Source organism: Phormidesmis sp. 146-12 (assembly GCF_052939495.1).
On record NZ_JBJPHS010000037.1, the window covers coordinates 33,246 to 57,587 of the forward strand.

Consider the following 24,342-nt stretch of genomic DNA (forward strand, 5'->3'; position numbering starts at 1 on the left):
CTTATGTCACTGACTATTAAGGATTTGGAGAAGCTGCAAACTGACTACCCCGACTACCGTATGGAGTTAGTCGATGGAGAGATTATCATTATGAGTCCATCGGGCTACGAATCAGAAGAGGTGGCAACCCGCATGTCGGCAAAGTTATTTAACTGGGTGGACGATCGCCGTTTAGGTCGGGTGACAGGTTCTAGTGCGGGCTTTATTTTGCCAAATTCCGATACTCGCGCTCCTGACGTTTCTTTTGTTTTTGCAGAACGGTTGCGCCGCAGTCCCCGCAGTTTTGCTGAACTTGCTCCTGATTTAATGGTCGAGGTTAAGTCACCGACAGATAGTGTGGGAAAGTTGCGACAGAAAATTGATGACTTTCTAAGCTTGGGGACACGAGTGGGGATTTTGATTAATCCAGAAAAGCGTTGGGTTGAGATTCGTCGCTCTGGAGAAGAACCCGTGACGCTGAAAGATGGCGATCGCCTCACAATTTCCGACCTTCTCCCCGGCTGGGAAGTGGAAGTTACGGATCTGTGGTCACCAGAGTTTGACTAAAGAGTTTGACTAACATGACTCCAGGGATCGCACTTCTAGCGCTAATTATCAGTTTGGGAACGGTGGTGATCTTGTCTCCGATTGTTGCTGAGTCCCGTTACGCCAGCCAAAAACTTCAACATCCCGATCAGGTGGCTCAGGGAACGATCGCGGGTGCCTATCGATATGTCTGTTGGGTGACTGGGACGGCAATGATTGCGGCGGCGATCGTTCTACTCTTTCGTCTGGAGTGGTGAAGTTAGACACACGTTCACTTTTTTCATCTTGTGCTTTGGGTTAGCGATCAGAATGACTGGTTATGCGGCTAAATCTTGAGTGGGGACAGTAGCCTAAAAGTTATTTGTGAGTATTCGGAGTCCAAGCAATTGCAGTTTTGTAGTATTGTGTAGTATGATCGGCAGAGTTTACAGGTTCTTGCGCGATCGTCTATGGAGTCATCAGCCCAAATGTTGACAAACGAACAAATTGAACAGTTCACTACCAACGGATATGTTCGGGTCGAGCAAGCATTTTGTCGTGAGCTTGCAGATCGATGCCGCAAGATTTTTTGGGCTGACACTGGGTGCGACCCCGATGACCGCTCAACCTGGGAGAAGCCTGTAATTCGGACTCCGGATCACAGTGAACCACCGTTTGTACAAGCAGCGAACACGCGGAAATTGCGTACTGCCTTCGATCAGCTTGTGGGTAAGGGGCGATGGCAACCAAGGTTTAGTTCAGGATATTGCATTGTGCGCTTTCCAATCAATGAAGACCCCGGCGACACAGGTTGGCACATTGACTCAAGCTTCCCATGCGAAGACTCAGACCCGAATGATTATTCAACATGGCGCATCAATATCCATTCCCGCGATCGTGCCTTGTTGATGTTGTTCTTGTTTTCGGATGTGGGTGAGCAAGACGCACCGACTCGGATTCGTTCAGGTTCGCATCTGGAGGTGGCACGAATCCTTGCACCTGCTAGGGAAGAAGGGTTAACGGATTTTGATGTGAGTGCCACGGCAAACTGCCCTGAAGTGATTGCGACTGGAGCAGCGGGGACGGTTTACCTCTGCCATCCATTTTTGGTTCATGCTGCCCAGATCAATTGTGGCTCTCAACCTCGATTCATGACGCAGCCACCGCTTTACCCGGTTGGAGCCTTTGAGGGTGCAGACAAGGAAACGTCTCCGATTAAATATATAGACAAAGAAACGTCTTCCATACCAATTGAAGAGGCTGTTTGCAGAGCTTTGAGAAAGTCAGACGTGGGCGCTGCATAATAACCCGACTGGAGCGGACTGATGGAAGACCTTGGTGATGTTACAAAGGTCTTCCATCAGTCCGCTCAGTCGGAACGTTCTACAACGGAAGAATCCAGCGATCAGATCACTAAACTTCTCTGGGAAGCCATTTCAACGTCCCCACTCCACTGTTAAGAATTTTAAGAATCGTCACTGTGTGTCACCCTTCACAGGTAAATTCACAAATGGAATCATCTAGCAACCAATAGGAAACATTCTTATGACAGGTTCATACGCGGCCTCATATCTGCCCTGGATTCTCATCCCGATCGTGACCTGGCTCTTGCCCGTTGTTGTCATGGGCTTGCTGTTCTTGTACATTGAGCGCGAAGATCCCACAGGCATCTAACCTGATTAAAACGTTACTTTAAAAGCCGTCTTATCTGATTAGATAGACGGCTTTCTTGATTTGGAGTCTTTAGTTGAGTGATTACACTAGAAGACACAAGCTCACATTGAAGAGCCTAACCCTGCGTAAGCTCCATAGAAAAACAATCCAAGTAGCCCGATAACCCCTGTTCCTGCCACAGTTGCGACAACCCACAGAGGAATTCTTCCACCACCGCTCACAGTCTTACCTCCCAACAATACAAGTGTTTGTAGCCGAATTTAGACAGAAGAAACTGCCCAAAGATTTCTAGTTGAAAAAGTAACTAGAGAAAAGAATGCCCAGCGTGAAAATCATCAACAAGCCCAAAAAGAGCGAAGTTCTATTAAGTTCGACGGGCTGTTTGTTGGGGTTTGGTGCGCCTTTGATAGCCACTGGTTTCTCCTATCGTTGAATAAACTGCATGGAAGCGATCGCGCCCAAGAAGAAAACACTTGGAACGGCTAATGTGTGAACTGCCAACCATCTAACCGTAAAAATCGGATAAGAAACGGGTTGATTTGGAATGTTGCTAGTCATATTTTTCTGAATTGTTATTGAGATGCTTACTGTTCACCTTTCACAAATTTGTCAACTTGCTGCTTCGCTTCAAAGCGATTGTTGACGATCGGAGCTTCTTGCCGCGCCGCCGGAAAATACTCGTTGGGGCGAGGCGTTCCAAACACGTCATAAGCGAGACCCGTACTCACAAACAGCCAGCCTGCAATAAACAAAGCAGGAATGGTGATGCTGTGAATCACCCAGTAACGAATACTTGTCACAATGTCGCCAAAGGGGCGCTCTCCAGTAGTACCAGCCATTTAGATTCCTCCGCAGACAACAATCAAAAGCTTGTTACTCTCATCATACGGGACTATGAAAGTCCTCACAAGTCAGTCCTCTCACCAATTTACCGTTCTTGATCCCGCGCTCAATTTCAAAGCTAAAAACGACCTCAAAAACGACAAATTCTTTAGCCATTTCAGGCAGTTTTTGCGGCTCCTTGATACCTCAACAAAGTCCCCCGCTGACCAATAATGAATCCCTTATCCTCGCTGAGGAAGGTAATTTTATAAAAGTTGGCAGGAATGTTCTCAACGTCGGTGTCTTTTTGCCAGGTCTTGCCATTGTCAAAGCTACATAAAAGGTTGCCACTGCCGCCTACTACCCAAAGCTCGTCTTGAGTGCGATAGGCCAGATCCAACAGCCCCCAACTGGTGGCAAACTCAGGATTTTGCGCTTCTTGCCAGTCTTCTGGATTTTCGGGAGAATTGCTGAACTGAACTTGACCCCCCCGCGCCAACATCCACAGGCGACCATCTTTGGTAAAGCCCATGCTCTGAAGACGGCGAGAACTATTGCGGTTGTAAGGATGCCAGATATCGTCTCCGGGCTTCCACACTGAGAAAAAGTTACCTCTCGAAGAGACCGCCACATAGGAACCGTCCGCGTAGCGATCGATGGATTTCGCCACCCCAAAGGCTTCGTTGACCATTGCTTTCCAGTTTTTGCCGCCGTCCGTAGTGCGATAGATGGCTCCCAGATCGGTGGTCATTTCTGCGGTTTTGGGGGCGAGGGCAACGATCGTGCTAGGTGAACCTGGCAACTGCTCACTCAACGGAATCTGCGCCCAGGATTTCCCGCCGTCTGTGGTGTGAAGCAAAATGGAGGGCTGTCCAGTAATCCAGCCTTCTTTACCAGAAAAGTTAACAGAGCTAAAGCGATAGAGCTGCTCGCCCAGGTCTAAAACTCTCTGTCTCCAGGACTTGCCGCCATCTAGCGTCTCCAACAGCGCCGATTTTGTGCCAACCAGCCAGCCATGATTGGGATCATCAAAGCTGATGTCTAACAAGTTTTCCTCGACGGGCAGCGCAATCTGCTCCCACGGGTTACTGCTGAGGACGGGCAAAAAGACAGACTTACAGCCAGTTGTCAGCAAAACTACGGCTAACAATATGACAAGTTGTTTCCAGGCTCTCACAATCCAGTGCATCGCTTTCAATCTCTGATACAAATTTCTTTTTACGTTCGATGGAGGTTTCGCTTCTACTATTGCAGCCCGTAAAGGCTCAGAAAGAAGATGAACCCCACAATCAGCCCTCCAAAAATCAGGAGGTTTTTTTGTCCCGGCGTGAGCGTGTTGACCCCTAATCCATACTTCAAATTTTCTTTGAACCCAGAGGCGCTACCCACGGGGCCGATGTTTTGAAAGCGTGAAGTGGGTGCGCCACAAACTGGACAGCGCCAATCTTTGGGCAAATCCTCAAAATAGGTTCCGGCCGCGATTTTGCGGCGATCGTCCCCTTTCACGGGTTCATACACATATCCGCAAGCGGCGCACTCATGACGATCGAGGGATCTGGGTTCTTCGGCGATCGCGTCTGGACTGACAATTTCTTCTTCGGTACTCATGGCTGAGGGAGGGGTAGAGGACTAGACTGCCAATCTTAAAATCTCCGTTAATTATTATGACATTATGACCAGGCCCTTAAGAAATACATTTTTTACCCTCCGGGATCTCCTTTAGATATAGAAATCTCTTTATGAAGGAGTTCAGAATATTTCCGGGCAAATTTCTCGAATCGTCAAGCTTTTCGGGCGGCGAGGTCAACCGTGTCACTCTATAATGTGAAGCAGAAGTAACACAAATGTTCTGACTTACTTTTTCGTAAGAGGCGGCTAATCACTGTGTTTGTCCTGAGCGGCTACGAATATCTCCTGGGTTTCCTACTAGTTTGCTCACTAGTGCCCATTTTGGCTTTAACGGCTTCTAAGCTGGTTCGCCCCAGTCGTCGCGGCCCTGAGCGTCGCACTACCTATGAATCAGGGATGGAACCGATCGGAGGAGCCTGGATTCAGTTCAACATTCGCTACTATATGTTTGCCCTGGTCTTCGTGATCTTCGATGTAGAAACGGTGTTTCTCTACCCCTGGGCAGTGGCATTTAGTCGGCTGGGACTGTTGGCGTTTATTGAAGCCTTGATTTTTATCGGTATTTTGATTGTCGGTCTGGTCTACGCTTGGCGCAAAGGAGCGTTGGAATGGTCATGAATTCTGAACTTACAACCAATGGGGCATTGATCAACCCGATCGAGCGTCCCAAAATCACTCAAGAGCTTTCTGAGAACGTAATCTTAACCAGCGTGGACGACCTCTACAACTGGGCAAGATTGTCGAGCCTCTGGCCTTTGTTATTTGGAACTGCCTGCTGCTTTATTGAATTTGCCGCTTTGATTGGGTCACGATTTGACTTCGACCGCTTTGGTCTGGTGCCCCGCTCTGCGCCTCGTCAGGCAGATTTGATCATCACGGCTGGCACGATCACCATGAAAATGGCTCCTGCTCTCGTTCGACTCTACGAACAGATGCCCGAACCGAAGTACGTGATTGCGATGGGTGCTTGTACGATTACGGGCGGCATGTTTAGCGTTGATTCTCCGACCGCGGTGCGTGGAGTTGACAAATTAATCCCTGTGGATGTCTATCTACCGGGGTGCCCGCCTCGCCCCGAAGCGATTATTGATGCCATTATCAAGCTTCGCAAAAAAATCTCCAACGAGTCGATGCAAGAACGCGGCAATCTGCGTCAAGTTCATCGCTACTACAGCACCACTCACAACATGGAGATTGTGGAACCCGTTCACGACGGCAAATATCTAGCAGAAGCTACCCGTCAAGCGCCCCCTCCAGAGTTGATGGAAGCAATGGGCTTGCCTGTGGCTCCCGCGCTCAGAGCAACCGAGAAAGAGGGGGTCGATCGTGGCTGAAGAAGAAACCAAAACGACTGAAGCCGCTCCTATTGTTGAAGCAGGCAAAACGTCTAAATGGCTAACCTCAAACGGCTTTGAGCATGAATCAATGGGTCTGGATGCCAGCGGTGTTGAGGTCATCAAAGTCGATGCAGAACTGTTGATTCCGTTTGCGACGGCTTTGTATGCCTATGGGTTTAACTATATGCAATGTCAGGGTGCGTATGATGCCGGCCCTGGACAGGAGTTGGTTAGCTTCTATCATCTAGCGAAATTGAGCGATAACGCCGATCGCCCTGATGAAGTCCGCCTCAAGGTCTTTTTGCCTCGTAACAACCCCAAAGTCCCCTCAGTTTACTGGATCTGGAAGGCCGCCGATTGGCAAGAGCGCGAGTCCTACGACATGTTTGGCATCATCTACGAAGGTCACCCCAGTCTCAAGCGCATTCTGATGCCTGAAGATTGGCAGGGCTTCCCGCTGCGTAAGGACTACGTTTCTCAAGACTTCTACGAATTGCAGGACGCGCATTAGTCAAACCCGCCTTGGTCAAACTGCACTCGCCAAACCTGTAGAACTCCTCATAAAGGCTCCTCTGTGTCACGCTAAGGGGAGCTTTTGAGTTGAGGTGACTGGTTTGCAAGTCGCGTGATGCTTCCCAAAAACCGCTTAATCATCTGTAACCCCTCAGTGATAAGCTGAAAAATGGCGGTAACGCGCAAATTATTAAACTGTTTGAATAGCTGAACCACGGAGTAGGGCGTAAGCATGGTCACCACCGCAGAAAAAACGAACATCGGTTACATCACACAAATTATTGGGCCCGTTCTAGACGCAAAGTTCTCCAACGGCAAGATGCCTCGGATCTACAACGCGCTCACCATCAAAGGCACTAATGAAGCTGGGCAAGAAGTTTCCGTTACCTGTGAAGTTCAACAACTTCTCGGTGACAACCAGGTTCGCGCCGTTGCCATGAGTTCTACAGACGGTTTAGTTCGCGGCATGGAAGTCGTAGATACTGGAGCGCCAATCAGTGTACCTGTCGGGCCATCAACCCTGGGACGCATTTTTAACGTCTTGGGTGAGCCTGTTGATAATCAGGGGCCCGTAGGCAACACAGAAACTCTGCCGATTCACCGCGCTGCTCCCAAACTGACCGAGCTAGAAACTAAGCCCTCCGTGTTTGAGACGGGCATTAAGGTGATTGACCTGCTGACTCCCTATCGGCGGGGCGGCAAAATTGGTCTGTTTGGTGGGGCAGGTGTGGGCAAGACCGTGATCATGATGGAATTGATTAACAACATTGCAACTAACCACGGCGGCGTATCGGTATTTGCTGGGGTGGGTGAGCGCACCCGTGAAGGCAATGACCTTTACAATGAAATGATGGAATCTGGTGTGATCAAAAAGGATAACCTTAACGACTCCAAGATCGCGCTTGTGTATGGTCAGATGAATGAGCCGCCCGGAGCCAGAATGCGGGTTGGTTTGTCAGGATTGACAATGGCCGAATACTTCCGCGATGTCAACAAGCAAGACGTTTTGCTGTTTGTAGACAATATTTTCCGATTTGTGCAAGCGGGTTCTGAAGTGTCTGCTCTCTTAGGACGGATGCCTTCTGCGGTAGGATATCAGCCGACTCTAGGAACCGATGTGGGCGATCTGCAAGAGCGGATCACCTCGACGACGGAAGGCTCAATTACCTCCATTCAAGCCGTCTACGTGCCTGCGGATGACTTGACTGATCCCGCGCCTGCTACCACCTTTGCTCACCTGGATGGCACCACTGTTCTCTCTCGTGGTTTGGCCTCAAAAGGAATTTATCCAGCAGTTGATCCGTTGGATTCGACTTCGACTATGCTGCAACCTGCGATCGTCGGTGATGACCACTACGACACCGCTCGTGCTGTGCAATCTACCCTTCAGCGCTACAAAGAGCTTCAGGATATTATCGCCATTCTGGGTCTGGATGAGTTGTCGGAAGACGATCGCATCACCGTCGCTCGTGCCCGCAAGATTGAGCGCTTTTTGTCTCAGCCTTTCTTTGTGGCAGAAGTCTTCACCGGCTCGCCTGGTAAGTATGTGAGCTTAGAGAAAACGATCGCAGGCTTCAAAAAAATCCTCGCAGGTGAACTGGATGCCCTCCCGGAGCAAGCATTCTATCTGGTTGGGGACATCGACGAAGCGATCGCCAAAGCCGAAAAAATGAAGGCAGAAGGCAAGTAACTTAGTTCTGAGTTTTGGGTCTTGAGTGAGTTGTCTGACCGCTCAAAATTCAAAACTCAAACGCTCAAAACCTTTGCCTAACCCTTGGAGAAAATTATGGCTTTAACTGTTCGTGTTGTCGCTCCAGATAAAACGGTTTGGGATTCTGTAGCTGACGAAGTGATTCTGCCTAGCACGACTGGGCAACTGGGTATTCTTAGCGGTCACGCGCCTTTGCTGACGGCTCTAGATACGGGTGTGATGCGCGTTCGGGCTGACAAAAAATGGGTGCCGATCGCTCTCTTAGGGGGCTTTGCCGAAGTGGAAGCCAACGAGGTGACTATTCTTGTCAACGGTGCCGAACGAGGAGACACTATCAACCTCGAAGAAGCTCGGACTGCCTACACCGAAGCTGAGTCTCGCTTTAACCAGATGCAGTCTAGTACCTCAAGGCAAGAACAGATTCAGGCAACTCAAGCGCTAAAACGTGCCCGTGCCCGACTTCAAGCCGCAGGTGGTTCGATTTAGAAACTTTAATCATTCAATTGACACAACAGGGAGGGAGTTTTGCCCTCCTTTTTGTTTGGTTTTCCAGCTTTGTTGTGACAATTCATTGTTAACTCAATTCAGATAGAACGCTTGAACTAAATCTAGTCTGCTGATAAGATAAGCCATACTGCTATGACAGAATTGGCATGGTAGATGAAATTACGTATCGCGTTTCCGAAATTAGTCGAGCAGTAAAGAATTTTGACCGCCCTCTTTCTGATCTTGAGATTTTCAAACGAAAGTATCTTTTCTATGCAGATCTGGACGAGGAACTCGCAGACTACATTGCCGAGCATCTAGTGCTCTACAAACCAGCACTGGAAAAAATTCATGTGTACCTAACTAGTCGCGTTTTACAGGAGACTCTTGCCGCCTACTGGCAGAATACTGAATCCGCTATCCTCAGTACTCTTGAGTACGCGACGAGGCTTCATGCTAGGGACGACGATTTCAAGGACGTGTACCATTCTACTAATTCTTTAGCTGACGCGCTGCGAACAAGATGGATTCCCATTCAACCTCGCTATAAGCTGCCAAACTTCAATCAGTATTGTCGCCAATATAATCCGATTTGGAAGCAACATTTTGTAGAAACTTCTAGATCTAGAAACGATGAGTTTTACAGTTAAGTAGCAAAGTGCCTCTCTAGCTGCTTACTGCTTAAGGGCAGAATTGTCTTTTCAGAGCATTCGCTTAGAGATGCTGTCTGACTTGCTCAACCGATAAATTTAGTGCAGCAGAAATTTGCTCCACGGTCAGCCCCATTTCCCTCAAACGAGGAATCGCTTCATATCGCGATCGTTCTGCTTCTTGTCGCGCCTGTTCTGTCTCAGCGTGAGTTAAGAGCTTTGTCTCTGTGTGAGGAACGTAATAGCGCAATTCACCGTTTGTTAATCTCAGATCGAGCGCAAGTGTCTGGCTGTAGATCGAAACGCTGCCATCGGCCAAAGTCGTGACTGGAATTGGCTCATAGCGATTTCCAATCAAGCGCGAACCTTTGAGCGGCGGCTTTAGATAATCGCCCGTCGGGTCATACTGAAAGTACTCCAATACACCCATGCGCTGATACTTCTGTGGCTTATCCTGTTCGTCGTTGCCGCGAGTCGTCTTAGAAGTCACTTCCAGAACAAATGAAGGGAGCTTGTTTCCTTCTTCCCAAGCTTTATAAGTGCGTCGCTTCTTCTTCTCAACGCCAAAAATCACAAAGACATCCGGCGACACCACGGCATCCGGGACACCTCGTTCGTAATAAACAAACAAATTGCCTGAGACATAGACATCCGATCGTTCCTGAAAATAAATACTCAACGCTTCAACGCTGTAGACCAAATAATCGCGGGTTGGATCGCTCTCAGTCATCGGATTGCCGTCCGATTCTGGGTAGATCGTATCTGGATCGTAGTTGAGTTGGCTTAGAAAAGAGGTCATAGCAGTGCCTTTTCATGGGTTTGCCTTATGGAAGATTGTACTGGATTGTACTATCGGATCAAAAAAGTCCCCAGACGACGATCGATCCGGTCGATCGTCGTCTGGGGACGCTAAGAAATTTGAATGAAACCCTCTAAGCTTCTACACTCGACCGCGCAGCATTTGGGCCATTTCATTTGGTTTTGGTGACATTTCGAGGGCGACTTCTTCAGTGATTCGTCCCGCTTCATAAAGTTTGTAGAGCGACTGATTCATCGTACACATTCCATCAAACGTACATTTGGGAATGATGGCTTCGATCTCGTCAATGTCACCCTTGCGAATGTAGTCTTTAATCGCGTCTGTGTTAATCAAAATGTCATGGAATGCAGCCCGTTTGCCGTCAGTCGTCCGACACAGCCCCTGGGCGATGACTCCCACTAGAGATTCTGCGAGCGAAACCCGCATCGGCTCTTGCTCACTGGGGTTGTAAAGGCTGAGAATCCGCTCGATCGTTTTTACTGCGCTATTTGTGTGTAGCGTCCCCATGACCAAGTGTCCAGTTTGAGCCGCTTTGAGCGCCGTGTTGACCGTTTCCTTGTCGCGCATTTCACCTACAAGAATCAGATCAGGGTCTTCCCGCAAAGCCGCTTTTAGAGCACTATCAAACTTTAAGGTGTGCATTCCCACTTCTCGGTGCTTGATCAGCGCTTTCTGGCTCTTGTGAATAAATTCGATCGGGTCTTCGATCGTAATAATGTGCTTGGGCATCTCTTTGTTGATGTAGTCAATCATCGCTGCCAGCGTCGTTGACTTCCCAGAACCAGTCGGCCCCGTGACGAGGACTAACCCCTTGTGATAGTGGCAAATGTCTTTAAAGACAGGCGGCAGATTTAACTGCTCTAACGTCAAAATCTTGAGCGGAATCAGCCGCAGAACCATCGCTGGCCCATGCAGTGAGTCAAAAATATTAATCCGAACGCGCGCAAATTCATACTGGGTTGCTCCGTCAAAGTCCAGAGTTTCCTGAAATTGGGCGATCTCTGCTTCTGTAAGAATTTCTCTTAACCAGCTAAAAAAGGTTTCGCGATCGGTCTCTGGCCACTCCGTTGATTCGATTTCTCCTCGGTTGCGATAGCGCGGCACTTCTCCCACACCCAGATGCACGTCTGAAAACCCTTTATCAAAAGCTGTCCGAATGAGTTGATCGAGTCTAGGAGAGCCATTTGGCAGTCTCTGAGCAGTTCCTGGAACGGACGGAGGGGCCGCGGGACGGTGACCTGTGACAGGCGGGGGAGGGGGCGGAGCCGAAACCTGCGACCCAGACGGCCCTGCGGGTGACGACACAACAGACGACACAAGATTAGTTGAATTAGAAGTCGTGGGTGAGGACGGCATGACCAGAGTTTGCAGGGTTGCATCTGGTTTTTCGGCGGTGGCTTCACTAATCTCGATCGGCGTGTTAGTCGAAGAAACCCGCATGGGTGGAGGAGGAGCCGGGGGAACACGAGGCACTGGAGGAGGCGTGATAGACGGACGCTGTATTTCTGGTGTCATATTCCTGCGTGGTGATGAGAAGGCCCTTAAAGGTGCTGCGGGGTTTGGTCAAAGCGAACTAACGGTCGGTCATCTAGTTTTCTACTGGGGGTGAGCGCGCAACTAGAACAATTCTTTAGCTTATGAATGAGTCAGTGTTTTACAAAGTTTTTACGCTTTTTAAGTCATTGAAATGACAGACCCCTAACTGTTACTAAGACTGCCCAAAAGCTCAGATGCTATATCAAGCGTGTCTGGGGTTGGTAGAAAGCAATGCTGCTCACACGCTACCTTCTCATCACAAGAAAACCTTTCAACCGGGTTTTGCCAACCCGAATGGTTTAAGTCGCAAATTAAAGTTTTTTGAGCACACCCTGCCGCATCTATTAAATAAGATAAAGGATGTTTGCATGGTGTTAATTGTCCAAACCTGCAGGTGGCACACTTTAAACTAGAGATAACTGATTGTTTAGTCCTTAATTGAGCGATCGAGAAACAGCATGAGCAATATAGAAGCCTGGTATGTGATCAAGCAAACAGATGGACATTGTGAAGTTGTGCCAGCCAGCGAAGTGGTGGTTGGGAATGAATCTTCGGCTCAGGTCACTCAGACAGAGCAGTGGGGCCCCTTTGAGTCATCGGGAGCGGCGATCGCTCGTCGGGTCGGTCTAATTCGGGCGGGTAAATGCAAGCCTGATTAATTTGGTTTTGACTCTGCCTGGACTGCTTGGGGTTTGGCGGCCGCCTGCTGGTTGAGAACTTGCAGCGCTTTGGCAAATTGTGGATCAGCCGCGGTGCCAATCTTGTCGCGATCGCGCACCAATGCCTGACGCTGTTCGTCGGTGAGTTCGATGACGACATCGGGATCAATGCCGTGTTTGTTGATATCGCGTCCGTTAGGAGTCAGGTATTTGGCGATCGTGACGGCCATTCCTGACCCATCTCCTAAGCCTCTGACGGATTGGACTAGTCCTTTTCCAAAGGTTTTGGTGCCGACGATCGTCGCTCGCTTGTTGTCTTGGAGCGCCCCTGAGAGGATTTCGCTTGCGCTGGCAGATCCACCATCCACTAAAACAACCAGAGGTTTGTCGGTAAGCGCCCGACGGTTGGCGGTTTCGCGATCGCTTTCACCCTGACGGTCAACCGTGGAGACGATGCCCCCGTCTTGAAGCCACATTCGAGCGATATCGACGCTGGCATAGAGCAGACCGCCAGGATTGGAGCGCAGATCCAGAATGTAGCCAGAAACCTGCTGCTTTTCTAGGTTTTGAATGGCCTCCCGCATTTCGGGCGCAGCGTTGGCACTAAACTGGACGAGGCGAATGTAGCCAATGTTTCCCCCTGTAGGAGATTTTTGTACGCTAAAGCGGACGGGATGAATCTCAATTTTGGCGCGTTTAAGTTGAAATTCGAGTTCGCGATCGCCCCTTAAAACGCTCAATTTTACCTGTGTCCCGATGGGCCCTCGAATCAGGGTTACAGCCTTGTTGACATCCATACCCTCGGTACTTTTGCCGTCAATCCTGGTGATAATATCTTTGGCCAAAACGCCCGCAGAGGAGGCCGGACTGCCTTCGACAGGGGAAATGACCGTCAGTTTTTTCGTTTTTTCATCTGCTGCTAATTGAATCCCAACCCCGGTCAGTTCACCAGAGGTATCAATCTGCATATTTTTGAACTCGGCAGGGTCCATGAAGCGCGTGTAGGGATCGCCGAGCTTCTTCAGCATTTCGCGGATTGCCTTATACGCCTCTTCTTTGCTGGCGTAGTTGCGATTGAGATACTGCATCCGCAGGGCTTTCCAATCGACCTGGTTAAACGTGCCATCGACATAGCTGCGATCGATTACGTTCCAGACTTCATCGACAATTTCTTTAGGACTTTCACGAAAAAGCGCCTGGCTTTTGGAGAGTTGCAGCCCTGCTCCTGTAACGATTACTGCCGTGACTGCTGCGGCCGTTGCACTAAGGACAATTGCTTTTTTCGTAATCGTCATACCGCTAGAACCGTGAAGAGTGACTAAAAGATTATGCTCAATTTAACATAGGCGACGATGAGCGATCGCTGGAGCGCAATGAGTTTTGAGGGATCAGCGTTAAATTTGCAATCTTCCTCAAAACCCACCGCTTACCTTTTAAGGGTCGATCCACTTCTCGTCAGACTTGATTAGATTAATTAGCTCCGTCACGCCCTCACTTTCAGGAACTTTTTTAATCTCTTCTCGCCCTCGGTAGAGAGAAATAAAGCCTGCCTGTTTGCCGACGTAGCCATAGTCCGCGTCTGCCATCTCGCCTGGCCCGTTGACGATGCAGCCCATGACCGCGATGTTTAGCCCCGTGAGATGCTGAGTGGCTTCGCGCACTTTGTGCAAAACTTCTTCGAGATTAAACAACGTTCGTCCGCAGGAAGGGCAGGCGACATACTCGACCATCGTTCTGCGGAGTCCCAGGGCTTGTAAAATGCCGTAGCAGACGGGGATCTCTTTTTCGGGCGCTTCTGTGAGAGAAACGCGAATGGTGTCGCCGATGCCTTCTGCAAGTAGAGTGCCAATCCCGGCGGTAGACTTGATGCGTCCGTATTCGCCGTCTCCGGCTTCGGTCACGCCTAGATGGAGGGGATAGTCCATTCCCAGTTCGTCCATGCGGCGCACCATGAGGCGATTTGCGGCCAGCATGACGGGCACTTTGGAGGCTTTGAGCGAGAGTTCGATATGGTAGAAGTCGAGGGATTCACAAATACGGATAAACTCTAGAGCGGATTCGACCATGCCCTGGGGGGTGTCGCCGTACGTAAAGAGCATTCGTTCTGCGAGGGAGCCGTGGTTAACGCCAATCCGCATCGATTTGTTTTGGTCACGAAGGGAAATGACAAGCGGTTCTAATGTCTCCCGAATTTTTTCGCCAATTTCTTGAAATTCTGCATCGGTGTACTCGGTACGATCGCTCTTGGGCTTTTCAAAGACATATAATCCTGGATTGATTCGCACGTTGTCTACATAGTTTGCGACTTCTAGGGCGATCTTCAGTCCGTTGTGATGTACGTCGGCGACGAGCGGGACGGGTTGGTAAGTCTGGTGTAGTTTGTCTCGAATTTCCTCCATTGCTTTGGCGTGGGCCATGCTGGGCACGGTAACGCGAACAATTTCACAGCCGATCTCATGGAGCCGACGAATCGCCGCAACCGATCCTTCAATATCCAGGGTGTCTTCGTTGATCATGGACTGCACTGCGACGGGGTTGTTGCCGCCGATCGTGATGCTGCCAACGGGGACAGGGCGAGTTTTGCGACGGTGAATGGTGGTGTCGATCGACAGTGGGGAAGCAACAGAAGTGACAGGGCTAGGCAAAGTTTGCATACGCTGGATAAGCTCAACAGCAACAAGACGGACTCAGTAGTCTTTCTGTCTTTCAGATTGCCACAGATAGAGCGCTTTTGTGTGCTTTCTAACCAACAGTCTTGAAAATGAGAAAAATCCTTGGAAAAGTCTGTTTGTGGGTGACTTTTAGGACGTTAGACTTTGGACACTACGACTTGGAAGATGTGAGCTTGATAAATCTTGCTGCTACTGTCGCCTTGATTGGTTCATCAGAAGGTGCGAATTTGGAAATGCCCTCAAAACCCACAAGTGAGTGACTTCAGAGTGAAAGGTTTGTCTAGAAAGTGCTTCAGAAGTGGGAAATTTTTGGGCGGAAGGGCTGAACAACGACGTGAACCCTTCATCAAGCTGACCGTAAGAAGAAACAACGATCGCCAAACTTTTGTTCCACACAGCAGGGATCGTGGCGATTTGCAAAACCATCAGGGCTTGGAAATCTTCTCGATCGTCTTGCTTTTGGGACTCTGGACTTTGGACGTTATGAAGAGGAGATCAACGATCGGGACTCTTGTTTCACACAGCCTGACATCGCAGCGCTTTGTAAAACCATGAAGGCTCGAAAATCTTCTCGATCGTACTTGGTCATCAGAAGCTGGCGGAGTTGATTTTCAGCTTCGATGGTCAGCAAGCCAGTATTGAGTGCCTGTTGCACTACCTCACGAATCAGAGCCATGAAAACACCCCAAGACGCATTTAGTTAAGCAAGAGCATTGCTATATGAAGCTATCTCTATCAAGCTATACACCGGGTCACCTAAAAGCTTATGCAGGTCAACCGCTTTAGCGATGTGTTGCAATTCTTAACTTACTTGACGATTTTCGCTGATCTAGACAAAAACCGACGTTTCGATTTAGAAATATTTGCGGCTAATATACGGCGATCACAACCCGTAAAAAGTCCGCTGCAAACACAAAGGGTTCATCAGATTTCGCTTGGCTTCGAGGTAGTGGACGAACCGCATCGCTAAAGGTTCCTACTTCTTCCAAAATTTCTTGAAAAGTTTAATTCAACCCGTCTTGAAATTTTTGGTACGCCAGGGAAAACACGATCGCATTGATCTGATTTGCGACATTCAGCGCTTAGGAATCTACTGATAGAGGGAGGTGATCCCCGGTTGAGTTTTGCATTCTGTTCTTAAGTAACTTTTAGAAAAATAGGGACAGGGCAATGTTTTCAGTGGGTGATTTTGCTTTGAATCGGAAAACTGGACGGTTTGGAAAAGTCGTCGGATACAGTCATCAAATGCTCAACGATGTGTATCAGACAACCTTGAAAGTGATGGTTGTTGACGCAAAAGGAGTCGTCGATCGCATCGAAGAAGATTTGTATTCTGCCTGGAGAAAGCTCGACGACTCAGTAGAAGCGTAACGATTAGAGGGTATCTGAGGGGGGCAACTCTAACGCGATCGCGCCCAATGCTCCCTTCCGAAAATCATTAAGGATTTGACGAGCCGCCCGCTCTTGATTGCCCTGAATTTTTTGTTCCGCAAAGGTTTTGATGTAGCTTTCACCAGTCAAATCGTCTAGCGCTAATCCATATCGGGCTTGCAGCGAGGAAGTAAGCTGGAGGGTCTGAAGGCGATCGATCAGAGAAGCCGCCACGCGCTGGTTATCATAAGCTGCTTCACCAATGTCATCACAAATTGCAAGTTTTAGGGCTGCGTCTTGGTCGTTGAGCTTGTTGGGTAGGACTCCTGGCGCATCCAACAATTCGATTTGATCCGAAATTCTCACCCAGCGCAATTGGCGAGTGATCCCTGCGCGGCGAGCACTTTCGACGACTCTACGTTTGAGTAAGCGATTGATCAGCGCCGACTTGCCCACGTTAGGAAAGCCAATCACAACCGCTCGAATCGGCCGGGGCAGCATTCCGCGATCGCGCCTTCTCTGATTGACCTGTGCCCCCGCTTCCTGGACTGCCTGAGAAATCGCCTCAATCCCTTTACCATGTTGCGCGTCTGTAAAGTGAGGCTCGTCGCCGTGTGACCGAAACCATTTTGTCCAGCGCTGCCGCATTTCAGAAGACACCATATCGACACGATTGAGAACCAAGACGCGCCCTTTGCCCTCGATCCACTGATTGACCTGGGGGTGGTGCGTCGCCAACGGAATTCGTGCATCGCGCACTTCCAGAACGACATCGACACGCTTAAGTTGCTCAAGCAGCGATCGTTCTGCTTTGGCGATGTGACCGGGATACCACTGGATGGGAGGGGAGGACATGGGAGGGATGAGGGATGAGGGATGAATGGGAGTCAGGGTAACCAGGTTTCAAGTTCAGTCGTTTGTGATGAAGTTTTTTTGCTTCGTTACTCAACGCTTCTGCCCCCCAACCCCCCAATTCTGGGGGACTTTCAGACAAAAGTTCTCGTTCCAAGCTCAGAATTTCGTCGGCTCTACCTAAATTCAAGCTCACCCGTCAAGGACTTTCAGAACTGACTACCTGTATGGGTTACTCACAAACCTCCATCTTAAGCGCTTTCATCCCTCATCCCTCATCCCTCTCTTACGGAACAACCAGCACCGGACAAGGCGATAAGCTGATCACTCGATTGGTAACACTCTCGATCGCTCCCTCGGTCGTCAATCCCAATCCTCGGCAGCCCATAACAATTAAATCGGCTCCTACTTCGTCGGCAACATCGCAGATCGTGAAGGCGGGCTTTCCCTCTCGCTCTAGGACTTCGGGTTCGATGCCTTGCTGAGAAAAGAGATTTTTGGCATTTTGCAGGAGTTCTGCCACTGCTTCTGGAGAAGTCATGGTGTCAGGCGTAGGAGTTTCGCCAGAAGGCTCAACAACAGAGAGAATCACCAGCCGACTTTGATGAGTTTGTACCAGATCAGCAACCGTTTCAGCGGCTTGACGAGATTCGCGGCTTTGATCCACTGGAAACAGAACAGTCTTAAACATGAATGTTGTCTCCGAAATTCGGACAATTGAACAAAACGTTCTCTATTTTCTGAAGTTAGCGCACGATCGCTCAAATCTGCGATCGACGTGACAATTTAATGGAAAAATAGGAATAGGTAGAAAGACTCACTTAGGAGACCCATCCGTGCCCAAGAAGACTGTCAACAACTTATCCTCCTCTGATCTGCAAGGCAAACGTGTATTGGTGCGAGCAGATTTTAACGTTCCGGTAGACGATCAGGGCAACATTACGGACGATACCCGCATTCGGGCCGCTTTGCCGACGATTCAAAATCTCACATCCAAAGGGGCAAAAGTCATCCTTTGCAGTCACTTTGGGCGACCAAAAGGGGTGGATGATAAGCTGCGTCTGACTCCTGTATCTCAGCGTCTCTCTGAATTGCTCGGTCAGCCTGTTGCCAAAACCAACGATTGTATCGGAGATGAAGTGTCTGCCGCCGTCTCTCAGCTAAAAGAGGGCGATGTGCTGCTGCTCGAAAACGTTCGGTTTTACAAAGAAGAAGAAAAGAACGATCCCGAATTTGCTCAAAAGCTGGCTGCTGTGGCTGACTTGTACGTCAATGACGCTTTTGGAACGGCTCACCGCGCCCACGCTTCGACCGAAGGCGTTACCAAGTATCTCAAACCTTCTGTCGCTGGGCTGCTGGTTGAGAAAGAATTGGAGTACTTGCAGAACGCGATCGAGCAGCCTCAACGTCCTTTGGCGGCGATCGTCGGTGGCTCCAAAGTCTCTAGCAAAATCGGCGTAATCGAAACGCTATTAGATAAGGTTGACAAACTGCTAATTGGCGGCGGCATGATCTTTACCTTCTACAAAGCTCGTGGTCTGAGCGTCGGTAAGTCGCTCGTCGAAGAAGATAAATTGGAACTCGCCAAAACATTAGAAGCTAAAGCCAAAGAAAAAGGGGTTGCGCTGCTGTTGCCCACGGATGTGGTTCTCGCAGACAATTTCTCAGCGGATGCTAACACTCAAATCGCCAGCATTGAGAGCATTCCCGACGGCTGGATGGGCTTGGATATCGGCCCTGACTCGATCAAAGTGTTTCAAGAAGCGCTGGCTGACTGTAAGAGTGTGATTTGGAATGGGCCGATGGGCGTGTTTGAATTTGATAAGTTTGCGGCGGGGACAGAAGCGATCGCCCACACCCTAGCCGAACTCACACCCAAAGGCACTACAACCATTATCGGAGGCGGTGACTCAGTAGCAGCCGTCGAAAAAGTTGGTCTTGCCAGTCAGATGAGCCACATTTCTACAGGTGGCGGTGCCAGTCTCGAACTGCTCGAAGGCAAAGAATTGCCCGGAATTGCAGCCCTGGACGAAGCGTAAAAAAATTGGGGAATGGAGGTCGGGAGCCGTTTGGTCAAAGCTTTCTACAGCCTATTCCCCTTTACAATTGCCCTGAGATGGGCTGACAGGTGTTGCCATCTTTGCCGGATGAGTTGCGTGAAATCAGTTCTTCGCGCTGCAAGATTTGATTGTCGTAGCCAAAAACTCGAATGTCACAGACACCCGTTGCACCCGGAGCGACGATCGCAAACATGCCGTCTGGACTCTCATCACGCAGGCTTTTGCCGTTGTTAAAGGTGGCTTCGATCGCCGAGACCTGGGGTGACAGTACTTGACCATAGAGAACGGTGTGGCGGTCTTTGCCTTTGACGGCAGCGCGGTTTACTCCGTAGTCAATCAGCTTGGCTGACGTAGATTTAGCCTTTTGAGATTCCTGAGCCGGATGGCTCCCACTGCTGCTCAGGTGCCACTCCATGCCGATTCGCTTCATGGCTCGGTAGCTTAATACCTGTTTTGAGGCCTTCTTTTCGCTGGCAAAGGTGGGCTTATCGTCATCTGGGCAAGCCCCCCGATAAACCGCGACGATGCCCTTCGACCACTTGCGCGTGGTCAAGACCTGAAAGTTCTTTGCTTCTAAATCTGGCCTACCGGGACATGAAAAAGGCTGGCGTAGCGCTTCTTCTGGAGTCGCAGCGACCAATGAAAACGTGTATCCTCCTGCCGCCGTCAAAACCAGACAACCTATCAGACAACCTGCCCATCGTCGATTCATGGTTAATCGCGCTTTCTATAGATTAAGAACTTGATAGCCTCACTTTGCCCTAGTTGCCCAAAGTCTTAACTCTTTCTCAAGTTGAGTCTTCTTCATGAGTGTGATTCAAAATTCAGGCTTGTCACGAAATAGCCACTTACGATCGAGCCTTTATGAAGATGCTCAAAAAGCAAAGTCAGAAGATGCTCAAAAAGCAAAGTCGCTGGCGATCGATTAAAATTCACCAACGACTCGTTTAACTTATCAGCACTCTATGATTCAAAAGGTTCAAGCTGATCAATTCTCAACCAGGCATTGGGTGTGGGCACGGCACCAAACTTAACGAAAGCATAATCGCCCTTCATATCGACCACTTCGCCCTTAGTTTCATAAATGTAGGAGGGAAACCGCGCATCGCTGGCCTGTGCCTCCAAACTGTTTTCTAGTTTTTCTCGCACCGCACGCACCAGATCGCCTCTTTTGATTGCCATAATTTACCTCAAACTGGACTTACTTAGCATTTTAGGCAGTTTTGGGTGAAGATTTTAGACAAATAATAGATGGATACGATTGATGTGTGAGGTTGGGTTAATAGATGAGAGTGCGGCATGTCGCGACTTCAGATTAACTAAGGTGGCTTAATGGTTCAAGAAATGATGCAAGAGACTGCTCTGCTACGCCTGTTACAGCTTGCCAGTTCTACGTTGCCTGTGGGAGCTTACAGCTATTCAGAAGGGGTTGAGGCGATCGTTCAATCTGGAAAAATTGAGAGTGCAGAAAGTCTAGAACATTGGCTAAGACAAGAATTGCGGTATGGAGCGGTGCGCCTCGAAGCGGCTGTGATGGTGCGGGCGGCCCGTTCGCTCTCTGACCCTGCCACTGTGCTGTATTGGAACCGCTGGCTATCGGCTGTGAGAGAAACCGAAGAACTACGATCGCAAAGTTGGCAAATGGGGCGATCGCTACGACGCCTCTTTCAAGACCTTCAGCCCGACTCACTGCTTCTCACGCCTCACGCCTCGCTCCTCACCCCCTCCGAAAACTGCAACTTTGCGATCGCCTTCGGCATTGTGTCCGCGAGTTGGGAAATTGATGAACGATCGGCAGTGTTGGGCTATCTCCACAGTTGGGCGACCAATTTGATCAGCGCTGGCGTGAAACTGATTCCCCTCGGACAGACGGCTGGACAAAGATTATTGCTGGGATTGGGGGAAGCGATCGAGCGATCGACTCAAGAAGTTTTGACGCTGCAAGACGACGACCTCTCGACCTGCGGCTGGGGATTATCTCTGGCAAGTATGGCCCATGAAACGCTCTATAGTCGCCTGTTTCGCAGCTAAATATGAGTCCTGTACAATGAATTGCAAACAGTGAATTTTGGCGTTGCTGATTGGAGGGATGACTCTGTGGGAAGTGTCCATCTTTTCGCCCCCTAAATCCCCCAAAATTGGGGGACTTTGAACCTTGGGTTTCCCGCCGCTTTGGGGCAATTCATCCCCTGATTCAGCAACGCCTGAATTTTAATTGGTATGTCAATTCAATGAATCTCAATGAATCTCCAGGCTGCGTTGTTGAGATCTTCTGCCTCCCAAGTGCCAATTTTGGGGGACTTTGAGACCAGGGTTCTCAGTGAATTCTAAGCCTTGATAAGCATTGAATTGTAACCAGCGACGACTACAACTTTTCGGGTCAAACCAGAAGCAAAAATTCTATGAATGCATTTCGAGTGGGAATCGCGGGGCCAGTTGGATCGGGCAAAACGGCGCTAGTGGATGCGTTGTGTAAGGCAATGCGACAAACGTTCAACATTGCGGTTGTAACGAATGATATCTATACGCAAGAAGATGCTCAGTTTTTGGTGAAAAGTCAGGCCCTGGAGCGCGATCGCATTCTCGGTGTTGAGACGGGGGGTTGTCCTCATACGGCGATTCGAGAAGATGCGTCAATGAATTTGGCGGCGATCGAAACCCTCGAACAGCGATTTCTAAATCTAGATTTAATTCTGGTCGAAAGTGGCGGTGACAATCTAGCCGCAACCTTTAGTCCCGAACTTGTCGATTTGAATATTTATGTGATCGACGTAGCAGGCGGCGACAAAATTCCCCGAAAAGGTGGCCCAGGTATTACAAAGTCTGATTTGCTTGTCATTAATAAAACAGATTTAGCTCCCTATGTAGGTGCTGACTTGAGCGTCATGGAGCGCGATGCTAAAAAGATGCGCGGAGACAAGCCTTTCGTCTTCACAAACCTCAAACTTAAAGTTGGACTGAGCGAAATTTTAGAGTTTATTCAAACTCAAGCGGGGTTTGCTCTTGGTACAAGATCGACAACTCAGCGTGATTTGCACTTGCATTAATGATAAGCAGGGTGCAGTAGATTTAAGCGAAAACGGCCACAAACCAAACTGTAGTTAGTCAACTAGCTAATTCAAGGTATTTAGATTGCACGAGCAATATACTTAGCAAAGATGCCGTCTGGTGAATACACAACATCCTCAATATGAAAACCAGCACGCTCTATCATTGGCTCCAGAAGCCAAGTGAAGGTTGAATGCTCATCACGGATGTGTTCTTCGAGGTCAGTCCGAGTCCAGCCATCTTCAGGATCGTCGTTGAGCGTGGCACACCACTCATCAAGGCGATCCTTTGCTTCTGACGGATCGAAGTTGTAGACAACATCCCACAGCCGAAGCACACCTCCCGTCCGAACGATATGTCGAAGTCGTTGAAGAGCTAGAGCTTTCCAGAAATCGGGAAGGTGATGGAGTGCATAGCGAGAATAGACGATATCAGCTTGCCTTCCTTGGTGTTCATAAGTGAGAAAACCAGACTGGACAACTTTAACATTCCGTAGGCAAGACTCACTAACCTTTGCCTTGAGCACGTCCAGCATTACAGGCGAAACGTCAACTGCAACCACCCGTGTACACATTGAGGCAACAGCAAGCGTGAACTGTCCAGTACCTGCGCCAATGTCTATCACTTCTGATTGCTCATTAAGTCCAAACCTTTTCATAAGTGCCAGCTCTTCCATGACACTAGCATCTTCCTTAACGTCATATTGAGATGCGTGCTCGGCATCAAGATTTTCTCTGCCTGCGCTCTTCAATTCGTCTAGCATCCAATGGTTTTTTTTCTCAATCTTGTTCATCTTTCACTTGATCCCTAAATCAATAGCAATATTCTACTTTTTACCCAATGTTATCTTGACCTTGAAGTTCAGCATAACGTTGCTGTTCAGTGGCTATCCACAACCTCTGCCATAACACCAACCAACTTTGTTGCCCGCTACAACAGCGTTGTTCTGCCGCGTTTGAGGCGAGAGTTTAACGACTCCAAACGATATCACAGACATAATTTGTCAGGCATTACTTGACACTCTACTCGACAAAGGTGTAAGGTAGTACTTGACGGTGAGCAGGCAACCCCATGAAAAACCGACTGAAAGAACTTCGCCAACTGCACCGATGGTCACAAGCTGAACTTGCCAGACAACTGGGAGTCAGTCGTCAGTCAGTGAATGGGTTTGAATCTGGAAAGTTTGACCCCAGCCTAGAGATGGCTTTCAAAATTGCCAGCCTGTTTAATGTCGCGATCGAAGAAATATTCATTTATGAGAGGACACACGCGATGCCGACTCTAGTTGAACAAGTCAAAAACTTCATTGAAGAGAATATCAATTCTTTGGTGGAGGGTGGAGTGCTGAGTGCTGAGGATTTGCTGGAGCGTTATGCTGCTGGAGAACGGGATTTTAGTGGAATCTACCTGATCCGGTTAAAATTTGGGAAAAAGTTTCCGATGGGTGTTGACTTGAGCGGAATCAATTTGAGTGGTGCTAATTTGAGTGAGTCCGATTTGCGGAAAGTTAACCTGAGTGGTGCTAATTTGAGTGGAGCCGACCTGAGCAACTGTTGGATCAAGAAGGCTAACTTGAGTGAAGCTAATTTGAGTGGAGCCGACCTGAGCAACTGTTTGATTGAGAATGCTAACTTGAGTGGTGCTAATTTGAGTGGTGCTAATTTGAAAAATACTCAGATGACCGAAAGTAATCTCAGTGGTGCTGATTTGACTAGTGCTAACCTTGTTTACACTATTTTGACTGGTTCTAATTTGACCAATGCCAACCCTACAGATGCTCATTTCACCTACGTGATCGGTTCTAATGGCAAAATCATCAATTACAACGATTCTCCCAGTTGAACAAAATTGATGCTCAATCCGTGAACAATCAACTGACAGAAACCGTTTGAGCCAGACTAAAGAACGACTGAAACTACTCTACACCTACTAGATTTTTGAGGTCTTAGTGCCTATCCGAAAACTTGAATTGCCCTGACGACAATACAAGCACAGGAT

General features: G+C 49.0%; 35 protein-coding genes. 18 read left to right on the forward strand and 17 right to left on the reverse strand.

All coding sequences use genetic code 11. From position 1 onward, the window contains the following. Nucleotides 1-3 precede the first annotated feature (3 nt). From ACKFKF_RS16750 to ACKFKF_RS16765, 4 genes are all read left to right on the forward strand, one after another. Nucleotides 4-546 (forward strand): Uma2 family endonuclease, encoded by a 543-nt coding sequence (locus ACKFKF_RS16750; RefSeq protein ID WP_446868727.1) that lies wholly within the window; start codon nt 4-6, stop codon nt 544-546. A 14-nt stretch (nt 547-560) separates the two neighbouring features. Beyond that, entirely contained in the window at nt 561-782 is a 222-nt protein-coding gene (locus ACKFKF_RS16755) for a hypothetical protein (RefSeq protein ID WP_446860215.1), read from the forward strand. Nucleotides 783-992: 210 nt separating this feature from the next. Then, complete coding sequence (locus ACKFKF_RS16760) at nt 993-1,808, forward strand: phytanoyl-CoA dioxygenase family protein (protein ID WP_446868728.1); 816 nt, start codon at nt 993-995, stop codon at nt 1,806-1,808. A 241-nt stretch (nt 1,809-2,049) separates the two neighbouring features. Further along, nucleotides 2,050-2,178 (forward strand): photosystem I reaction center subunit VIII, encoded by a 129-nt coding sequence (locus ACKFKF_RS16765; protein ID WP_446860213.1) that lies wholly within the window; start codon nt 2,050-2,052, stop codon nt 2,176-2,178. Between the two features lie 101 nt (nt 2,179-2,279). On the opposite strand, the gene ACKFKF_RS16770 is transcribed toward ACKFKF_RS16765, so the two are convergent. The 6 genes from ACKFKF_RS16770 to ACKFKF_RS16795 all read right to left on the reverse strand — a co-directional run bounded on the left by ACKFKF_RS16770 (nt 2,280) and on the right by ACKFKF_RS16795 (nt 4,608). Further along, on the reverse strand, nt 2,280-2,399 hold the full coding sequence (locus tag ACKFKF_RS16770; protein WP_446860212.1) for a photosystem II reaction center protein J: 120 nt from the start codon (nt 2,397-2,399) through the stop codon (nt 2,280-2,282). A 67-nt stretch (nt 2,400-2,466) separates the two neighbouring features. After that, complete coding sequence (locus ACKFKF_RS16775; RefSeq protein ID WP_446860211.1) at nt 2,467-2,592, reverse strand: photosystem II reaction center protein L; 126 nt, start codon at nt 2,590-2,592, stop codon at nt 2,467-2,469. 9 nt (nt 2,593-2,601) lie between these two features. Continuing rightward, nucleotides 2,602-2,736, reverse strand: coding sequence for a cytochrome b559 subunit beta (gene psbF / locus ACKFKF_RS16780; protein ID WP_446868729.1), 135 nt, complete (start codon nt 2,734-2,736; stop codon nt 2,602-2,604). A gap of 26 nt (nt 2,737-2,762) precedes the next feature. Next, a complete protein-coding gene (gene psbE, locus ACKFKF_RS16785) occupies nt 2,763-3,017 on the reverse strand; it encodes a cytochrome b559 subunit alpha (RefSeq protein WP_446860209.1) in 255 nt (84 codons plus the stop codon). Nucleotides 3,018-3,178: 161 nt separating this feature from the next. Further along, nucleotides 3,179-4,189: a photosynthesis system II assembly factor Ycf48 gene (locus ACKFKF_RS16790; protein ID WP_446868730.1), complete on the reverse strand. Its 1,011-nt coding sequence runs from the start codon at nt 4,187-4,189 to the stop codon at nt 3,179-3,181. A 56-nt stretch (nt 4,190-4,245) separates the two neighbouring features. Further along, nucleotides 4,246-4,608: a rubredoxin gene (locus tag ACKFKF_RS16795; protein WP_446860207.1), complete on the reverse strand. Its 363-nt coding sequence runs from the start codon at nt 4,606-4,608 to the stop codon at nt 4,246-4,248. Between the two features lie 276 nt (nt 4,609-4,884). On the opposite strand from ACKFKF_RS16795, the gene ndhC reads away from it, so the two are divergent. Genes ndhC through ACKFKF_RS16810 form a run of 3 tightly spaced genes read left to right on the forward strand, consistent with a single transcriptional unit; the run spans nt 4,885 to nt 6,477 of the window. Then, nucleotides 4,885-5,247, forward strand: coding sequence for a photosynthetic/respiratory NAD(P)H-quinone oxidoreductase subunit C (ndhC, locus tag ACKFKF_RS16800; RefSeq protein WP_446860206.1), 363 nt, complete (start codon nt 4,885-4,887; stop codon nt 5,245-5,247). Continuing rightward, nucleotides 5,238-5,963, forward strand: coding sequence for an NADH dehydrogenase subunit K (locus tag ACKFKF_RS16805; RefSeq protein WP_446868731.1), 726 nt, complete (start codon nt 5,238-5,240; stop codon nt 5,961-5,963). The genes ndhC and ACKFKF_RS16805 overlap by 10 nt, the downstream gene beginning before the upstream one ends. Then, nucleotides 5,956-6,477, forward strand: coding sequence for an NAD(P)H-quinone oxidoreductase subunit J (locus ACKFKF_RS16810; RefSeq protein ID WP_446860204.1), 522 nt, complete (start codon nt 5,956-5,958; stop codon nt 6,475-6,477). Before ACKFKF_RS16805 ends, ACKFKF_RS16810 begins: the two co-directional genes overlap by 8 nt. Before the next feature lie 71 nt (nt 6,478-6,548). Here ACKFKF_RS16810 and ACKFKF_RS16815 read toward each other — a convergent pair whose 3' ends face one another. After that, nucleotides 6,549-6,713 carry a hypothetical protein gene (locus ACKFKF_RS16815; protein WP_446868732.1) on the reverse strand — a complete coding sequence of 55 codons (165 nt, stop codon included), beginning with the start codon at nt 6,711-6,713 and terminating at the stop codon, nt 6,549-6,551. Between ACKFKF_RS16815 and atpD the strand changes: the two genes are divergently transcribed. From atpD to ACKFKF_RS16830, 3 genes are all read left to right on the forward strand, one after another. Continuing rightward, the gene (atpD, locus tag ACKFKF_RS16820) at nt 6,712-8,169 is read left to right on the forward strand and encodes a F0F1 ATP synthase subunit beta (RefSeq protein WP_446860203.1); all 1,458 of its coding nucleotides are present in this window, start codon (nt 6,712-6,714) and stop codon (nt 8,167-8,169) included. The genes ACKFKF_RS16815 and atpD overlap by 2 nt on opposite strands. Before the next feature lie 96 nt (nt 8,170-8,265). After that, on the forward strand, nt 8,266-8,676 hold the full coding sequence (gene atpC / locus ACKFKF_RS16825; protein WP_446860202.1) for an ATP synthase F1 subunit epsilon: 411 nt from the start codon (nt 8,266-8,268) through the stop codon (nt 8,674-8,676). Nucleotides 8,677-8,843: 167 nt separating this feature from the next. Beyond that, a complete protein-coding gene (locus ACKFKF_RS16830) occupies nt 8,844-9,326 on the forward strand; it encodes a hypothetical protein (protein ID WP_446868733.1) in 483 nt (160 codons plus the stop codon). A 64-nt stretch (nt 9,327-9,390) separates the two neighbouring features. Here the strand turns inward: ACKFKF_RS16830 and ACKFKF_RS16835 are convergent, their stop codons facing one another. Then, on the reverse strand, nt 9,391-10,125 hold the full coding sequence (locus ACKFKF_RS16835; RefSeq protein ID WP_446860201.1) for a Uma2 family endonuclease: 735 nt from the start codon (nt 10,123-10,125) through the stop codon (nt 9,391-9,393). A gap of 14 nt (nt 10,126-10,139) precedes the next feature. Here ACKFKF_RS16835 and ACKFKF_RS16840 point away from each other — a divergent pair, with 14 nt between their 5' ends. Next, nucleotides 10,140-10,262: a hypothetical protein gene (locus ACKFKF_RS16840; protein WP_446860200.1), complete on the forward strand. Its 123-nt coding sequence runs from the start codon at nt 10,140-10,142 to the stop codon at nt 10,260-10,262. 4 nt (nt 10,263-10,266) lie between these two features. On the opposite strand, the gene ACKFKF_RS16845 is transcribed toward ACKFKF_RS16840, so the two are convergent. Beyond that, nucleotides 10,267-11,661: a type IV pilus twitching motility protein PilT gene (locus tag ACKFKF_RS16845; RefSeq protein WP_446868734.1), complete on the reverse strand. Its 1,395-nt coding sequence runs from the start codon at nt 11,659-11,661 to the stop codon at nt 10,267-10,269. 479 nt (nt 11,662-12,140) lie between these two features. Between ACKFKF_RS16845 and ACKFKF_RS16850 the strand changes: the two genes are divergently transcribed. Beyond that, nucleotides 12,141-12,341: a hypothetical protein gene (locus ACKFKF_RS16850; RefSeq protein WP_446868735.1), complete on the forward strand. Its 201-nt coding sequence runs from the start codon at nt 12,141-12,143 to the stop codon at nt 12,339-12,341. Here ACKFKF_RS16850 and ctpC read toward each other — a convergent pair. The 3 genes from ctpC to ACKFKF_RS16865 all read right to left on the reverse strand — a co-directional run bounded on the left by ctpC (nt 12,338) and on the right by ACKFKF_RS16865 (nt 15,689). Then, nucleotides 12,338-13,636, reverse strand: coding sequence for a carboxyl-terminal processing protease CtpC (ctpC, locus tag ACKFKF_RS16855; RefSeq protein WP_446860197.1), 1,299 nt, complete (start codon nt 13,634-13,636; stop codon nt 12,338-12,340). The genes ACKFKF_RS16850 and ctpC overlap by 4 nt on opposite strands. Before the next feature lie 138 nt (nt 13,637-13,774). Then, nucleotides 13,775-14,995: a (E)-4-hydroxy-3-methylbut-2-enyl-diphosphate synthase gene (gene ispG, locus ACKFKF_RS16860; RefSeq protein ID WP_446868736.1), complete on the reverse strand. Its 1,221-nt coding sequence runs from the start codon at nt 14,993-14,995 to the stop codon at nt 13,775-13,777. A 499-nt stretch (nt 14,996-15,494) separates the two neighbouring features. Continuing rightward, the gene (locus ACKFKF_RS16865; protein WP_446868738.1) at nt 15,495-15,689 is read right to left on the reverse strand and encodes a hypothetical protein; all 195 of its coding nucleotides are present in this window, start codon (nt 15,687-15,689) and stop codon (nt 15,495-15,497) included. A gap of 518 nt (nt 15,690-16,207) precedes the next feature. Between ACKFKF_RS16865 and ACKFKF_RS16870 the strand changes: the two genes are divergently transcribed. Next, nucleotides 16,208-16,384, forward strand: a complete 177-nt coding sequence (locus ACKFKF_RS16870; RefSeq protein ID WP_446868739.1) for a hypothetical protein — start codon at nt 16,208-16,210, stop codon at nt 16,382-16,384. Nucleotides 16,385-16,387: 3 nt separating this feature from the next. On the opposite strand, the gene ylqF is transcribed toward ACKFKF_RS16870, so the two are convergent. Together ylqF and ACKFKF_RS16880 are read right to left on the reverse strand one after the other, a co-directional pair. After that, on the reverse strand, nt 16,388-17,239 hold the full coding sequence (gene ylqF / locus ACKFKF_RS16875; protein ID WP_446868740.1) for a ribosome biogenesis GTPase YlqF: 852 nt from the start codon (nt 17,237-17,239) through the stop codon (nt 16,388-16,390). Nucleotides 17,240-17,522: 283 nt separating this feature from the next. Further along, nucleotides 17,523-17,927, reverse strand: coding sequence for a universal stress protein (locus tag ACKFKF_RS16880; protein ID WP_446868742.1), 405 nt, complete (start codon nt 17,925-17,927; stop codon nt 17,523-17,525). Nucleotides 17,928-18,072: 145 nt separating this feature from the next. Here ACKFKF_RS16880 and ACKFKF_RS16885 point away from each other — a divergent pair, with 145 nt between their 5' ends. Next, nucleotides 18,073-19,275: a phosphoglycerate kinase gene (locus tag ACKFKF_RS16885; RefSeq protein WP_446860190.1), complete on the forward strand. Its 1,203-nt coding sequence runs from the start codon at nt 18,073-18,075 to the stop codon at nt 19,273-19,275. Nucleotides 19,276-19,336: 61 nt separating this feature from the next. Here the strand turns inward: ACKFKF_RS16885 and ACKFKF_RS16890 are convergent, their stop codons facing one another. After that, complete coding sequence (locus ACKFKF_RS16890) at nt 19,337-20,008, reverse strand: hypothetical protein (protein WP_446860189.1); 672 nt, start codon at nt 20,006-20,008, stop codon at nt 19,337-19,339. 94 nt (nt 20,009-20,102) lie between these two features. On the opposite strand from ACKFKF_RS16890, the gene ACKFKF_RS16895 reads away from it, so the two are divergent. Then, entirely contained in the window at nt 20,103-20,225 is a 123-nt protein-coding gene (locus ACKFKF_RS16895) for a hypothetical protein (protein WP_446868743.1), read from the forward strand. Between the two features lie 34 nt (nt 20,226-20,259). On the opposite strand, the gene ndhO is transcribed toward ACKFKF_RS16895, so the two are convergent. Next, a complete protein-coding gene (ndhO, locus tag ACKFKF_RS16900) occupies nt 20,260-20,478 on the reverse strand; it encodes an NAD(P)H-quinone oxidoreductase subunit O (protein ID WP_446860188.1) in 219 nt (72 codons plus the stop codon). Nucleotides 20,479-20,628: 150 nt separating this feature from the next. Here ndhO and ACKFKF_RS16905 point away from each other — a divergent pair, with 150 nt between their 5' ends. After that, nucleotides 20,629-21,327 carry an urease accessory protein UreF gene (locus tag ACKFKF_RS16905; RefSeq protein WP_446868744.1) on the forward strand — a complete coding sequence of 233 codons (699 nt, stop codon included), beginning with the start codon at nt 20,629-20,631 and terminating at the stop codon, nt 21,325-21,327. A gap of 371 nt (nt 21,328-21,698) precedes the next feature. Beyond that, nucleotides 21,699-22,343 carry an urease accessory protein UreG gene (gene ureG, locus ACKFKF_RS16910; protein ID WP_446868745.1) on the forward strand — a complete coding sequence of 215 codons (645 nt, stop codon included), beginning with the start codon at nt 21,699-21,701 and terminating at the stop codon, nt 22,341-22,343. Between the two features lie 80 nt (nt 22,344-22,423). Here the strand turns inward: ureG and ACKFKF_RS16915 are convergent, their stop codons facing one another. Next, entirely contained in the window at nt 22,424-23,137 is a 714-nt protein-coding gene (locus ACKFKF_RS16915) for a class I SAM-dependent methyltransferase (RefSeq protein WP_446868746.1), read from the reverse strand. 278 nt (nt 23,138-23,415) lie between these two features. Here ACKFKF_RS16915 and ACKFKF_RS16920 point away from each other — a divergent pair, with 278 nt between their 5' ends. After that, nucleotides 23,416-24,186, forward strand: a complete 771-nt coding sequence (locus tag ACKFKF_RS16920; protein WP_446868748.1) for a pentapeptide repeat-containing protein — start codon at nt 23,416-23,418, stop codon at nt 24,184-24,186. The last annotated feature ends 156 nt before the right edge of the window (nt 24,187-24,342 follow it).

Bases quoted from the DNA above. Each gene is read 5' to 3' on its own strand.
- psbE (WP_446860209.1), bottom strand. From the start codon at position 3,017: ATGGCTGGTACTACTGGAGAGCGCCCCTTTGGCGACATTGTGACAAGT.
- ndhO (WP_446860188.1), bottom strand. From the start codon at position 20,478: ATGGCAATCAAAAGAGGCGATCTGGTGCGTGCGGTGCGAGAAAAACTA.
- ylqF (WP_446868740.1), bottom strand. From the start codon at position 17,239: ATGTCCTCCCCTCCCATCCAGTGGTATCCCGGTCACATCGCCAAAGCA.
- ACKFKF_RS16760 (WP_446868728.1), top strand. From the start codon at position 993: ATGTTGACAAACGAACAAATTGAACAGTTCACTACCAACGGATATGTT.
- ACKFKF_RS16805 (WP_446868731.1), top strand. From the start codon at position 5,238: ATGGTCATGAATTCTGAACTTACAACCAATGGGGCATTGATCAACCCG.
- ACKFKF_RS16830 (WP_446868733.1), top strand. From the start codon at position 8,844: ATGGTAGATGAAATTACGTATCGCGTTTCCGAAATTAGTCGAGCAGTA.
- ACKFKF_RS16890 (WP_446860189.1), bottom strand. From the start codon at position 20,008: ATGAATCGACGATGGGCAGGTTGTCTGATAGGTTGTCTGGTTTTGACG.
- ctpC (WP_446860197.1), bottom strand. From the start codon at position 13,636: ATGACGATTACGAAAAAAGCAATTGTCCTTAGTGCAACGGCCGCAGCA.
- psbF (WP_446868729.1), bottom strand. From the start codon at position 2,736: ATGACTAGCAACATTCCAAATCAACCCGTTTCTTATCCGATTTTTACG.
- atpD (WP_446860203.1), top strand. From the start codon at position 6,712: ATGGTCACCACCGCAGAAAAAACGAACATCGGTTACATCACACAAATT.
- ACKFKF_RS16895 (WP_446868743.1), top strand. From the start codon at position 20,103: ATGAGTGTGATTCAAAATTCAGGCTTGTCACGAAATAGCCACTTACGA.
- ACKFKF_RS16750 (WP_446868727.1), top strand. From the start codon at position 4: ATGTCACTGACTATTAAGGATTTGGAGAAGCTGCAAACTGACTACCCC.
- ACKFKF_RS16835 (WP_446860201.1), bottom strand. From the start codon at position 10,125: ATGACCTCTTTTCTAAGCCAACTCAACTACGATCCAGATACGATCTAC.
- ACKFKF_RS16850 (WP_446868735.1), top strand. From the start codon at position 12,141: ATGAGCAATATAGAAGCCTGGTATGTGATCAAGCAAACAGATGGACAT.
- ACKFKF_RS16755 (WP_446860215.1), top strand. From the start codon at position 561: ATGACTCCAGGGATCGCACTTCTAGCGCTAATTATCAGTTTGGGAACG.
- ACKFKF_RS16840 (WP_446860200.1), top strand. From the start codon at position 10,140: ATGGGTTTGCCTTATGGAAGATTGTACTGGATTGTACTATCGGATCAA.
- ispG (WP_446868736.1), bottom strand. From the start codon at position 14,995: ATGCAAACTTTGCCTAGCCCTGTCACTTCTGTTGCTTCCCCACTGTCG.
- ACKFKF_RS16815 (WP_446868732.1), bottom strand. From the start codon at position 6,713: ATGCTTACGCCCTACTCCGTGGTTCAGCTATTCAAACAGTTTAATAAT.
- ACKFKF_RS16920 (WP_446868748.1), top strand. From the start codon at position 23,416: ATGAAAAACCGACTGAAAGAACTTCGCCAACTGCACCGATGGTCACAA.
- ACKFKF_RS16905 (WP_446868744.1), top strand. From the start codon at position 20,629: ATGGTTCAAGAAATGATGCAAGAGACTGCTCTGCTACGCCTGTTACAG.
- ACKFKF_RS16865 (WP_446868738.1), bottom strand. From the start codon at position 15,689: ATGGCTCTGATTCGTGAGGTAGTGCAACAGGCACTCAATACTGGCTTG.
- atpC (WP_446860202.1), top strand. From the start codon at position 8,266: ATGGCTTTAACTGTTCGTGTTGTCGCTCCAGATAAAACGGTTTGGGAT.
- ureG (WP_446868745.1), top strand. From the start codon at position 21,699: ATGAATGCATTTCGAGTGGGAATCGCGGGGCCAGTTGGATCGGGCAAA.
- ACKFKF_RS16880 (WP_446868742.1), bottom strand. From the start codon at position 17,927: ATGTTTAAGACTGTTCTGTTTCCAGTGGATCAAAGCCGCGAATCTCGT.
- ACKFKF_RS16915 (WP_446868746.1), bottom strand. From the start codon at position 23,137: ATGAACAAGATTGAGAAAAAAAACCATTGGATGCTAGACGAATTGAAG.
- ACKFKF_RS16790 (WP_446868730.1), bottom strand. From the start codon at position 4,189: ATGCACTGGATTGTGAGAGCCTGGAAACAACTTGTCATATTGTTAGCC.
- ACKFKF_RS16795 (WP_446860207.1), bottom strand. From the start codon at position 4,608: ATGAGTACCGAAGAAGAAATTGTCAGTCCAGACGCGATCGCCGAAGAA.
- ACKFKF_RS16765 (WP_446860213.1), top strand. From the start codon at position 2,050: ATGACAGGTTCATACGCGGCCTCATATCTGCCCTGGATTCTCATCCCG.
- ACKFKF_RS16845 (WP_446868734.1), bottom strand. From the start codon at position 11,661: ATGACACCAGAAATACAGCGTCCGTCTATCACGCCTCCTCCAGTGCCT.